Origin of the sequence: Nonomuraea sp. B1E8 (assembly GCF_039871515.1) — a bacterium.
In the GTDB taxonomy this organism is placed as follows: domain Bacteria; phylum Actinomycetota; class Actinomycetes; order Streptosporangiales; family Streptosporangiaceae; genus Nonomuraea.
In genome coordinates, this window is the sequence record NZ_JBDPLS010000009.1 from 210389 (window position 1) to 221768 (window position 11380).

Genomic DNA, 11380 nt, shown 5'->3' on the forward strand with positions numbered 1-11380 from the left:
CCTAACGTGATGACGACGTGGGGGTGCGCGCCTCCCAGGCACGCCAGAGCTGCGCGTACCGGCCGCCCGCGGCGACCAGCTCCTGGTGCCGGCCCTGTTCCGCGATCCGGCCGTGCTCCAGGACGACGACCTGGTCGGCGGCGGCGGCCTGGGTCAGCCGGTGGGCGACGATCAGGGTGGTACGTCCCCGGGTGGCCGCGGCGGCGGACTCCTCCAAGGTGCGCGCGCCGAGGCTGCCCGCCTCCGCGGTGGCCTCGTCGAGGATGGCGATCGCCGGGTCGACGAGGATCAGGCGGGCGAGGGCGAGTTGCTGGGCCTGGGCCGTGGTCAGTTCGTGGCCGCCCTCGCCGACCACCGTGTCGAGACCGTCGGGCAGGGCCGTCGCCCAGTCCAGCGCGCCGACGGCGGACAGCGCGGAGGCGATCTCGCCCGGCGACGCCCCCTGCCTGGCCAGGCGCAGGTCCTCGATGAGAGGGCCGGCGAAGACGTGCACCTCCTGGGTGATGATCGCGACGTGCGCGCGCAGCCGGTCGGGCGGCAGCGCCACGCCGCCCACGGACACGGTGCCGCTGCCGGGGCGCAGGATGCCCGCGGCGATCGCCGCGAGCGTGGACTTGCCCGCGCCCGTGGATCCGACAAGCGCGACGCGGGCGCCGGCGGGCAGGCTGAGGGAGACGCCGTGCAGCACCTCCGGCCCGCCGTCGTAGCCGAAGCGCACGCCGGACAGCTCCAGCCCGGCGCCGGCCGTCCCGCCCGCGCCGCCGCCGGCCCGGCCCGGGTCACCGCCGGCACGGCCCGGGTCACCGCCGCGGGCCGCCAGGCCGCCGGCTGGACGGTCCAGGCTGCCACCGGGACCGTCAGCGTCACCACCGGGACGGTCCGGGCCGTCGCCTGGGTCCGCCGCGAGGTCCACCACGCCGACCAGCCGGGCCAGGCTCGCCGCCGCCGCCTGCAACTCGTCGAACGTGAACAGCAACATGCCGATGGGATTGAACAGGCGGTGGAACAGCACGGCCGCCGCGGCGCTCTGGCCGACGGTGGCGGCTCCCGACCGGACGAGGAGGAAACCGACCACGAGGATCGCGGCCAGGCCGAAGAACTCCGCCCGGTTGACCCGGCCGACGAAACGGGTGAACAGCGTGAAAACCGACAGGGAGATGTCGTGCACCCGGTGCGAGGCGTCGCCGATGTCGCGCAGCCGGCGCTGCTCCAGCCGGTAGGCGTGCACCGTACGCACACCTTGCATGTTCTCCACCAGCAGCTGCGAGTTGCCGGCCACGGCGTGCCGCTCGGCGGCGTACTTCGGCGCCGCCCTCGGCAGGTACCACCGCAGCGCCGCGACGTAGAGCGGGACGGCGACCGCACCGGCGAGCCCGAGCCGCCAGTCCATCCCGGCCATCGCCACGATGCTCAGCACGCCCAGCAGGAAGGCGGAGATCATCGTGGGGACCACGCTGGTGGCGGCCTTGCCGATCGAGGCGGCGTCGGTGCTGACCCGTGACAGCAGATCTCCCTTGCCGACCCGTTCCAGCGTGGTGACGGGCAGGGTGAGCGCCCTGGCCACCGTGCGTTCCCGCAGGTCGGCCAGCATGTGCCCGCACACCCGGCCGATCAGGTACGTGGCCGTGCCGGTGGCCGCGCCGCCCGCGACGGCCGCGGCCACGATGACGACCGCGATGGGCACGATCGCCGAGACCGGCGCCTGCTCCCTGACGCGGTCGACGAGGGTGCCCAGGGCGTACGCGGGCACCACCGACGCGGCGGCGCCCACGACGCCCACCAGCGCGGCGAGCGTGCCGCCGATCCATCGCGCACGGAGTTCGAGCCGCAGCCACGCCCAGGTCCTGCGGGCGTCGGCGACGGGCAGCCGGTCCGGTCCGGTCATCGCAGCACCGCCCGGTTGTAGTCGTCGTCGGTGACGGCCAGTTCGGCGTGGGTGCCCTCGGCGGCGATCCGGCCGCCGTCGAGGACCACGACCCGATCCGTCATGGCGAGCAGGGCAGGGCTGCTCGTCACCACCACGGTGGTGAACCGCCCGGAGCCGGAGTGGCGCAGGGCGCGCAGCCCGCGGGCGATCTCGTGCTCGGTCACCGCGTCCACGGCGGTGGTGGGGTCGTGCATGACGAGGATCGCGGGGCGTGCCGTGAGCGCGCGGGCCAGCGCCAGCCGTTGCCGCTGCCCGCCCGAGAGGCCGGCGCCCCGCTCCGCGACGACGTGCGTGAGGCCGTCGGGGTGGGCGGAGACGACCTGGTCGGCGGCGGAGGCGGCCAGCGTGGCCTCGTCCAGCGGGCCTCCGGCGGTCACGTTCTCCTCGATCGTCCCGGTGAACAGGTCCGTGAGGTGGGGTTCCACGAGCATCGCCCGGCGGGCGTGCTCCGGGTCGAGGCGCGCCAGGTGCGTGCCTCCGACGAGGACGCCGCCCTCGTACTCGCCGGGCGCCACCCGGCCCGACAGGATCTTGACCAGTGCCTCCCCGTCAGCGGGGCGGTGGGGCACCACGCCGACGAGTTCGCCGGGACGCACGTGCAGGTCGACCCCGTCCAGCGGGCCGTACCTGAGCGCCCGCAGTTCGAGGCCGGGTGAGCCGGTGTCGAGCGTCTCCGTGCCTTCTGGCAGCAGCGCGGGCGCGTCGAGCACGGTGGCGACACGGTCGGCGGACGCCCTGGCCTCGGCGACCCAGCCGGGCACGACGGCGAGCGTGCCGATGGGCTCCATCAGGAACTGCGCGAGGCCGATGACGGTGATGAGCTCGCCGACGGTGATCCTCCCGTTGAGCGCGAACCATCCGGCCAGGATCGCGATGCCGCCGGTCAGGAGCGCGCCGCCGGCCGTGGAGGCGGACAGGTACGCGCCCTGGGTGCGCGCCGCGCGTAACGCGGCCCGCAGGGACCGCCTGCTGACCTCGTCGTAGCGGCCTGCCGCCGCCCGCTCCGCGCCGATGCCGCGCAGCGGGCGCACCCCGCTGACCAGGTCGGCCGCCAGCGAGGTGGCCTCCCCTGCGAGGTCCTGCTGCTCGGTGACCCGCTTGGTGATGAGCGGGGTGGCGGCCTGGAGCCCGAGGAGCACCACGGGCGTTCCGGCCAGCACGGCCAGCCCGAGTCGCACGTCGATCACCAGCAGCGCGACGGCGCTCACCGCGGTCGCCGTGACCGCCCCCGCCACGCGCGGCACGTAGTCCAGCAGGTAGGAGGTGTTGTCGGTGTCGGTCGTGGCCACGGTGAGCAGGTCACCGGCACGGCGATCGGTGCTGATCCCGCGCGGCTGCATGATCTTGGAGGCCACTTCGACGCGCAGCAGGTGCGCCTCGTCCGCGATGGCGAGCATCAGCCGGCGGGCGCCGAAGCGGTAGGCCGTGCTCAGCACGGTGAACAGGCCGGCCAGGGCGGCCACCCAGAGCACCAAAGCCCCGCCGTCCCCCGGGCCGATGGCCTGGTCGACGATCACCCCGATGAGGATTGGCACCAGCGACTCGCAGACCTGGTGCAGGCTGATCAGGCCGGTCCCCGTGCTGAGCTGCCACCGGTTGCGCGTCACCGCACGCCACAACACCCGCCGGCCGGTCATGGGCCGCGTCACTGGTCGGCGGCCATGCTCTCGCGCAGGCTCCTGGGCCGCAGGTCCGTCCAGTGCTCCTCGACGTAGTCCACGCACTCCTGGCGTTTGCTCTGGCCGCCTTCACCGAAGACCACCCGCCAGCCCTGTGGCACCTCCTTGAACGTCGGCCACAGGGAGTGCTGCCTCTCGTCGTTCACCAGCACGTAGAAGGTGCCGTTCTCATCGTCGAAGGGATTGTTGGACATCGTGACTCCTGACTGCGTGATGGGGATGACCAGCGGGGTGTGGGGCTCCGGCGTGTGCGAGCCGAAGCCGGGCTGCTTCTCCAGGAGTCGCACGTGGACCCGTTCGGGTGCTGGGACCCGGGTGTTGTGCTCACGCAAGGCGATCGCCAGCGCGAGATTCGATGGGCCGAAGCCGATTCCCAGGATGTCGTAGGTGCCGTTGAATCTGCTCAGCTGTGTCTCCACCGAGGCGTCGCCTCCCCCTGCGGCAGATGCTAGGTTAGCTTAGCCTTACCTTGCAAGGGCGGCTGTCCGCCCCGAGGCAAGGGGTCGGGGGCCTGGGATCCGGCGAGCCAAGACCGGGGGACGACCGGCGCGGAAAGGGACGGCGAGTGGCTTTTCGGGACCGCTCCCACCGGGAATGACCGTCATCAAGATCGATGAAGACGGGGGTGGGCGCATGCCGTTGGACGTGGCGGCACGGGAGGCGTTCCTGGCGGAACCGCACATCGCGAGCCTCGCCGTGGAGGCCGGCGAGGGGCGGGGGCCGCTGAACGTACCCGTCTGGTACGACTACCGCCCCGGCGGCGAGATCCGGTTCCTGACCGACGGCGACTCGGTCAAGGCCCGGCTGATCGCGAAGGCGGGCAGGTTCTCGATACTGGTACAGCGGGTCAGCCCCACCTACCGGTACGTGTCGGTGGAGGGGCCGCTGGTGCGCTCCGATCCCACGACGCTGGAGGATCTGACGCGCATCTCGGCGCGTTACCTGCCACCCGACGCCGTGTCGGGTTACGTGCAGGGCTCCGACCTGCACGCGCTCGTCACGTACAGGATGCGGCCCGAACACTGGCTCTCGGCCGACCTCGGCGCCCTGAGCTGAGCGGAAACGGTATTTTTGGCCCCGTGACTGCTATCGATCCCACCTCGACCGGCGCGTTCGGCGTCGGCCTCGCGACCATCGCCTCCGACGGCACCGTGCTCGACACCTGGTTCCCCGCACCCGAGCTGGGCGACGCGCCCGTTTCGGGCACCGAGCGGCTCCCCGCCGGCGAGGCCGGCGAACTGGCGGGGCTGACCGGGCCCGACGAGGCGCGGGGCGTGGAGGTGGTCGCGGTGCGCACCGGCATCGCCAAGCTCTCCGAGGCCCCCGTCGACGCGCACGACGTCTACCTGCGACTGCACCTGATCTCCGCGCGCCTCGTCAGGCCGCACGGCGTCAACCTCGACGGCATCTTCGGCCTGCTGGCCAACGTGGTGTGGACCGACGCGGGCCCGTGCCCGGTGCCGGACTTCGAGCGGACCCGCCTGCGGCTACGGGCCAGAGGCGCGGTGACGGTGTACGGCGTCGACAAGTTCCCGCGGATGGTCGACTACGTGATGCCGTCCGGCGTGCGGATCGCCGACGCCGACCGGGTGCGCCTGGGCGCGCACCTGGCGAGCGGCACCACCGTCATGCACGAGGGCTTCGTCAACTTCAACGCCGGCACGCTGGGCGCCTCGATGATCGAGGGCCGGGTCTCGGCCGGCGTGGTGGTCGGCGACGGCTCCGACGTGGGCGGCGGCGCGTCGATCATGGGGACGCTGTCGGGCGGCGGCAAGCAGGTCATCTCGATCGGCGAGCGCTGCCTGCTGGGCGCGAACGCCGGCATCGGCATCTCGCTGGGCGACGACTGCGTGGTGGAGGCCGGGCTCTACGTGACGGCGGGCACGAAGGTCGCCCTGCCCGAGGGCCGGGTGGTCAAGGCCGCCGAACTGTCGGGGTCGAACGGCATCCTGCTGCGCCGCAACTCCCAGTCGGGCGCGGTGGAGGCGGTGCCGCGCGAGGGCGGCACCATCGAACTCAACGCCGCCCTCCACGCCAACTGACCCGACCATACAAAGGCTCTCTTCCTTTACGGCTGCGCCCCGGTCCAGCCACCCGCCGCACGTGGCTGAGGACCTTCCAGGAAACGGCCGCTGACCCTTCAGCGGCCGGTCACCGTAACGGAGCGCGCGGTCGGCCCGCTTCGTGGTCCGGGTCACCCGGTCGCGCAGCGGCCCGCCGCCGGCCGAATGCCGGGCGCCGGCGGGGTGCGGCCGGATGCCGCCACGGGCCCTCCCCCCGCCCGTGCGCCCACCCGGCCCTCGGACACCGACCTCACACCCGACGTTCCAGGCTGCAGGGCGGACCCGGGCCCTACGTGCGCACCACGGAGCGGGCCCGCCCTGAGAACCACGGAGCGGGCCCACTGTGCGCTCCGTGGCGGCGGGCGGCCGGTGAGGGGTCAGCGGCCGTTTCAGGCGGCAGGCATCCTCGCCTGCCAGGGGATGCACCACAATGAACCCCACGGCCGCTCATTGATGATCAGGTGCTCGGCAAACCCAGATCGTCGATGAGCGGCCGCCTGCGCATGGGCGTTGTTACAAGATCGCGACAGCAGTATGGACCCACGGGATCCTCCTGCTTCACTGTTCAAAAGTGAGCCAAGAACCGAAAAGTCAGTGCGCGTGGGACACGGCGGATCCGATGGTGTGGACGCGCAGGGCGTTGGTGGAGCCCGGGGTGCCGGGAGGCGAGCCGGCCACGATGACCACCTTGTCGCCCTTCTCCAGCCGCCCCGACGACAGCAGCGAGGCCTCGACCTGCCGCACCATGTCGTCGGTGTGGTGGACGAACGGCACGTGGAACGTCTCCACCCCCCACGTCAGCGAGAGCTGCCCCCGCACGTGGGGCGCCGACGTGAAGGCCAGCAGCGGGATCGGCGAGCGGTAGCGGGCCAGCCGCCGGGCCGTCTCGCCCGACATCGTGAACGCCACCAGCGCCTTGGCCCCGACGATCGCGCCGACCTCGGCCGCGGCCCTGGCGATGGCGCCGCCGGTCGTCTCCGGCATGCGCTCCAGCGTGTGGGTGGCGTGCAGGGAGTGCTTCTCCGCGGCGCAGGCGATGCGGTCCATCGTGGAGACGGCCTCGATCGGGTAGTTGCCGACGGAGGTCTCGCCGGACAACATGACCGCGTCGGCGCCGTCCATGACCGCGTAGGCCACGTCGGAGGCCTCGGCGCGGGTGGGGCGTGGGGAGCTCATCATGGAGTCGAGCATCTGGGTGGCGACGATGACCGGGCGGGCCTTCTCCCGGCACAGCTCGATGATGCGCCGCTGCACGATCGGCACCTGCTCGAGCGGCAGCTCGACGCCGAGGTCGCCGCGGGCCACCATGATGCCGTCGAAGGCCTCGACGATGTCGGGGAGGCGGTCGACGGCCTGCGGCTTCTCGATCTTGGCGAGCAGCGGGAGGCGCACGGCCTCCTGCTCCATGATGTTGCGCACGACGTCGGCGTCGGACGGGCGGCGGACGAACGACAGGGCGATCATGTCGCACCCGGTGCGCAGCGCCCAGCGCAGGTCGGCTTCGTCCTTGTCGGTCAGCGCGGGCGCGCTGACGTTGACGCCGGGCAGGTTGAGGCCCTTGTTGTCGGAGATCATGCCGCCGATGACGACGCGGGTGGCGATGCGGTCGCCGTCGACGCGGGTGGCCTCGAGCACCAGGCGGCCGTCGTCGACGAGGATCGTGTCGCCGGGGCGCACGTCGTTGGGCAGCCCCTTGTAGGTGGTGGAGACCTGCTCGCGGTCGCCCGGCACGTCTTCGGTGGTGATGGTGAAGACGTCGCCGAAGCCCAGCCTGACGGGGCCTTCTTCGAACGTGCCGACACGGATCTTGGGGCCCTGCAGGTCGGCGAGCACGCCTACACCGCGGCCGAGGTCGGCCGCCACCTCCCTGACCCGGTCGTAGACCTCTCTGTGCAGGTCATGGTTGCCATGACTGAGGTTGAACCGTGCCACGTCCATGCCGGCGGCGATCAGCTCGTGCAGGCGTTCCTTGGACGATGTGGCGGGGCCGAGAGTGCAGACGATTTTCGCGCGACGAGTCACGAGTCCTACCTTAATTGGTACAGACCACTTAACAGTCACTGACGACGGAGAACGTACCCGCAGAAGGCGAACAGAACGAGAACGGCGCCCCCTGGACGGGCCAAGTTCGGGTACTCGTCGGACTCTCAGGGTTCGACGGTCGCGGCCTTCCAGGCGTCCACGATGCCGTGGCCGTAGAAGCCGTTGTCTGCTTTGTCGCCCTCACACTCGTGCGTCTCGGTCTTGTTGTAGATCTTGTAGACGTGGCGGCGGGGCGTCGGGCACGCCTTCTGGGTCGCGGTCTTGTAGAGCAGTCGCTCGGTGGTGGCCGGATCGAGGTGGAGCCCGCCCTTGCCGGGCTTGCCGAAGCGGCTGATCAGGATCGCCGCGACCCCGGTGGCGTGCGGCGAGGCCATGGAGGTGCCCTCCAGATACTGGTAGTACGAGCAGCGGCCGTCCTTGCAGTCCTTGACCACGTCCGCGCCCTTCGGGTTGCCCTTGGCGTCGATGCGCCCTGATGCGCGCAGCACGTGCTCGGGTGCGGCGGCCAGGATCCCCCGGTCGGCCCTGGCGCCCTCACCGTCGAGGATGTCGCCTCCGGGCGCGGCCAGGTCGGTCTGCTCGACACCGTAGTCGCTGTAGATCGCCTTGCGTCCGGAAGGGCCGACGGCGGAGACGGAGATGACGCCGGCGGACTCCGCGGGCACGTTGACGCAGGAGTTGTCGATCTCGCGTTTCTTCTCGTCGCCCTTCGGGTAGCCGGGGCTCTGGTCGTCGATCGTGGGATGGCCGAGGTCGGTGCCGCCGTTGCCGAGGGCGGAGATGAGCGTCACGCCCTTCTTCCTGGCGTAGTCCAGGGCCCGCTGCATGCCGGTGATGACGGCCTGCTGCTCCAGCTGCTGCTTCTTGGTGTCGGCCGGGTTGGCCTTGCAGTTGAACAGCCAGGGGTCGACGTAGTAGCTCATGTTCACGACATCCACGCCGATGTCGGCGGCGTAGGCGAGCGCGTCGAGGCTGGGCTTGAGGAAGAAGAACCCGGAGTCCTGGCCGGCCCTGAGGTTCACGATCTGCACGCCGGGCGCCACTCCCGCGATGCCGATGCCGTTGATCGGGGAGGCGATCGTGCTGGCAACGTGGGTGCCGTGGCCGTCGTCGTCCACGTCGGCGGGGTCCTTGCAGCCCTCGGCCTCGCAGGGGCCGTCGAGCGTCTCGCCGTGCCGGTCCTTGGGCCGGTCGGTGACGAAGTTGCGGCTCAGCTCGCGGTTGAAGTTGGGGGCGATGTCGGGGTGCTGGCCGTCGACGCCGGTGTCCATGACGCCGACCAGGACCTTCTTGGTGCCGGGGACCTTGGCGTTCGCGCGGTCCGCGCCGATCATGCGCATGTCCCACTGGCGGCCGGCGAGCGGCTCGGCCGCGCTCTTGGTGAACGACGACGCGTCGGGGAAGGCCGCGGGCCGGGCCGCCTGATGCGTGCCCTGGCGAGCCGTGGCGTAGCCGATGCGCCGGTCGGCGGACACGCCCACGACGGCCTGGTCGGCGCCCACGCCCTCGGCGAAGCCACCGCCCGCGCCCCTGGCCAGGAGGTAGCCGAGCCTGGCGTCCTCTCCGACCGTGGTGCCGCCGGCCCGTTCGACGGCGTTCACGGCCTCCGCGTGCCGTCCCGCCGCGTAGAAGACGAGATAGTCGTTCTGGGACGTGGCCGGCCTGTGGGGGTTCGCGGCCGGCGGTGCGCAGGCCGTGAGGGCGACTGCGGCGGCGAGCGCCATCGTTCCTGAGGCGACTCGCCGCATGGTTCCCCCGCTCGCTGACTGGTAGTGAATCCGCATCTTCCCGACAGTCAACCAGCGATGCGCCTTAGTAGTGAAATTTCGGTCGATAGGGGGCGAAGCTGGGTCAATACCCTCAGCCCACTGCGCGGCAAGCGCTGCGCCGCCGTTGCGCATCATCCGGGAGGGCATCGCTGATCTGCGTGCGGCGTGGGCGCGCCATCCGGACGACACGGCCCTGTCGGAGCTTATCGACGAGCCGGCCCGGGCCGGCGGCTGGTCATCCACCGTGCCGCCGATCCCGCCTCCCAGCGTGTCCTCGACGCCGTGACCGGCGCGGCCGGCGCCGCGAACGTTCTCACCTCCCGCTGAGCGCACGGATCCGGGGCCGCCTCGCGGGCGGCCCCGGGCGGTGCCGTCAGACCAGCGGGCGGGCGGTGGGCAGGATCGGGTACGGCAGCGACGTCTCCCCCGTCAGGAACCGGTCCACGCCCGAGGCCGCCGCGCGGCCCTCGGCGATGGCCCAGACGATGAGCGACTGCCCGCGCCCCATGTCGCCCGCCACGAAGACGCCGTCCACCTTGGACATGTACGTCTTGCCGCGCGAGACGTTGCCCCGAGCGTCGTAGAAGCCGTCACCGGCGACGGCGGCGAGGTCCTGCAGCAGGGCGCCCTTCTCCGGGCCGAGGAAGCCCATGGACAGGGTGACCAGCTCGGCCGGGATCTCCCGTTCGGTGCCGGGGACGGGCTTGAACCCGTTCTGCGGCCCTTCGACCTCGACCAGCCGCAGCGCCCGCACGTTGCCGTCGGCGTCGCCGGCGAACTCGGTGGTGGAGACGGCGTAGACCCGCTCTCCCCCGCCGTCGGCGAGCTCCTCGTGGGCGCTCTCCATCTTGAACAACATGGGGTACGTCGGCCACGGCTGGTTGCCCGGCCTGGTCGCCGGCGGCTGGGGCATGATCTCAAGCTGGGTGACCGACTTCGCGCCCTGCCTGATCGCCGTACCGATGCAGTCGGCGCCGGTGTCGCCGCCGCCGATCACCACCACGTGCTTGCCCTCGGCCGAGATCGGTGACCGGTCGAGATCGCCCTCCTGGACCTTGTTGGACAGCGGCAGGTATTCCATGGCCTGGTAGATGCCCTTGAGCTCGCGCCCGGCCACCGGCAGGTCACGCCACTGGGTGGCGCCGCCCGACAGCACCACGGCGTCGAACTGCTCGCGCAGTTCGGCGGCGGTGATGTCGACGCCGACGTTGACGCCGGTGCGGAACTCGGTGCCCTCGGCCCGCATCTGGTCGAGACGGCGGTCGATGTGCCGCTTCTCCATCTTGAACTCGGGGATGCCGTAGCGCAGCAGGCCGCCGATCCTGTCGGCCCGCTCGAACACCACCACGTCGTGCCCGGCCCTGGTGAGCTGCTGGGCGGCGGCCAGGCCCGCGGGCCCCGAGCCGACGACGGCGACCCTCTTGCCAGTCCTGACGGCCGGCGGCTGCGGGGTCACCCAGCCCTCGGCGAACGCCCGGTCGATGATCTCGACCTCGACCCGCTTGATCGCCACCGGGTCGGAGTTGATGCCGAGCACGCACGCCGCCTCGCACGGAGCCGGGCAGAGCCTGCCGGTGAACTCCGGGAAGTTGTTCGTGGCGTGCAGCCGCTCGATCGCCTCGCGCCAATCGGTGCGGTAGACGAGGTCGTTCCACTCGGGGATGAGGTTGCCGAGCGGGCAGCCATTGTGGCAGAACGGGATGCCGCAGTCCATGCAGCGGGCCGCCTGCCTGGTCAGCTTGTCCTGCGGGAAGTCCTGGTAGACCTCGCGCCAGTCGCTGATGCGGACGTCCACGGGGCGGCGCGCCGGCAGCTCCCGGTCGTGCGTGAGGAAACCCTTCGGGTCAGCCATTCGGTTACGCCTCCCTTAACCCTGAACAGTGGTTGACAAGCACGGCC

At 71.7% G+C, this 11380-nt stretch carries 8 protein-coding genes and 1 pseudogene; 2 read left to right on the forward strand and 7 right to left on the reverse strand.

The window, feature by feature from the left end:
- Nucleotide 1: 1 nt before the first annotated feature.
- The 4 genes and pseudogenes from ABGA98_RS28510 to ABGA98_RS28525 form a co-directional block, all read right to left on the reverse strand.
- Nucleotides 2-1885 (reverse strand): ABC transporter ATP-binding protein, encoded by a 1884-nt coding sequence (locus ABGA98_RS28510; RefSeq protein ID WP_347621482.1) that lies wholly within the window; start codon nucleotides 1883-1885, stop codon nucleotides 2-4.
- A complete protein-coding gene (locus ABGA98_RS28515) occupies nucleotides 1882-3564 on the reverse strand; it encodes an ABC transporter ATP-binding protein (protein WP_347621483.1) in 1683 nt (560 codons plus the stop codon). The genes ABGA98_RS28510 and ABGA98_RS28515 overlap by 4 nt, the downstream gene beginning before the upstream one ends.
- 8 nt (nucleotides 3565-3572) lie before the next feature.
- A complete protein-coding gene (locus ABGA98_RS28520; RefSeq protein ID WP_347621658.1) occupies nucleotides 3573-3800 on the reverse strand; it encodes an MbtH family protein in 228 nt (75 codons plus the stop codon).
- A 63-nt stretch (nucleotides 3801-3863) separates the two neighbouring features.
- Nucleotides 3864-4025: pseudogene (locus tag ABGA98_RS28525) on the reverse strand (SidA/IucD/PvdA family monooxygenase); the annotation flags it as partial.
- A gap of 214 nt (nucleotides 4026-4239) precedes the next feature.
- Here ABGA98_RS28525 and ABGA98_RS28530 point away from each other — a divergent pair.
- Nucleotides 4240-4662, forward strand: coding sequence for a pyridoxamine 5'-phosphate oxidase family protein (locus ABGA98_RS28530; protein ID WP_347621484.1), 423 nt, complete (start codon nucleotides 4240-4242; stop codon nucleotides 4660-4662).
- Nucleotides 4663-4685: 23 nt separating this feature from the next.
- Nucleotides 4686-5648, forward strand: a complete 963-nt coding sequence (dapD, locus tag ABGA98_RS28535; RefSeq protein WP_347621485.1) for a 2,3,4,5-tetrahydropyridine-2,6-dicarboxylate N-succinyltransferase — start codon at nucleotides 4686-4688, stop codon at nucleotides 5646-5648.
- Between the two features lie 612 nt (nucleotides 5649-6260).
- Here dapD and pyk read toward each other — a convergent pair.
- From pyk to ABGA98_RS28550, 3 genes are all read right to left on the reverse strand, one after another.
- Nucleotides 6261-7691 (reverse strand): pyruvate kinase, encoded by a 1431-nt coding sequence (pyk, locus tag ABGA98_RS28540; RefSeq protein WP_132508412.1) that lies wholly within the window; start codon nucleotides 7689-7691, stop codon nucleotides 6261-6263.
- 125 nt (nucleotides 7692-7816) lie between these two features.
- Nucleotides 7817-9460 (reverse strand): S8 family serine peptidase, encoded by a 1644-nt coding sequence (locus tag ABGA98_RS28545; protein WP_347621486.1) that lies wholly within the window; start codon nucleotides 9458-9460, stop codon nucleotides 7817-7819.
- A gap of 394 nt (nucleotides 9461-9854) precedes the next feature.
- Complete coding sequence (locus ABGA98_RS28550; RefSeq protein ID WP_347621487.1) at nucleotides 9855-11333, reverse strand: glutamate synthase subunit beta; 1479 nt, start codon at nucleotides 11331-11333, stop codon at nucleotides 9855-9857.
- Nucleotides 11334-11380 lie beyond the last annotated feature (47 nt).